The sequence below is a fragment of the Shimia litoralis genome, assembly GCF_005518135.1.
In the GTDB taxonomy this organism is placed as follows: Bacteria; Pseudomonadota; Alphaproteobacteria; order Rhodobacterales; family Rhodobacteraceae; genus Shimia_E; species Shimia_E litoralis.
Genome location: NZ_SULI01000076.1, coordinates 1 through 520, shown reverse-complemented (window position 1 = coordinate 520; position 520 = coordinate 1). Strand labels below are relative to the sequence as shown.

At 58.3% G+C, this 520-nt stretch carries 1 protein-coding gene; it reads right to left on the bottom strand.

What is annotated here, in order from left to right; all coding sequences use genetic code 11:
- On the bottom strand, positions 1-520 hold a 520-nt coding region (locus FAP39_RS17405; RefSeq protein WP_171006921.1), incomplete at both ends, for an IS256 family transposase.

Below are 520 nucleotides of genomic sequence, written 5' to 3'. Positions count from 1 at the left end.
CGATTGCACAGGTTGTTCATGATCGACAGCCAGAATTTGGCCCCCTCGTTGGCCGCGATCCACAGGCCCAGAACCTCGCGTTCACCCTCCGCAGTGACCCCCAGGGCCACGTAGACGGCCTTGTTTTTAACCTGGCGACTTTCAGCGTCGCGGATTTTGACCCTGAGAGCGTCGAGAAAAACGATAGGATAAACTGGTTCCAAAGCACGGTTTTGCCAATCTGAAACCTCCTCCAGAACCGCATCGGTGACGCGACTGACCAGGTCGGCGGAAACCTTCAGGCCATAAACCTCTTCAAGGTGGGCGCGGATATCGCGGGTCGACAAACCCGCAGCATAAAGCCCGATGATCTTGTCATCCATCCCGTCGATCCGGGTTTGGCCCTTCTGGATCAGCTCAGGTTCGAAACTGCCTTCGCGGTCACGTGGGATATCAATCGGCACCGCGCCGTCGTTGCCCTTCAACACTTTGCGCGTCGCCCCATTGCGCCGGTTGGCCTGCTGGCTGGCAGGCTCACCAT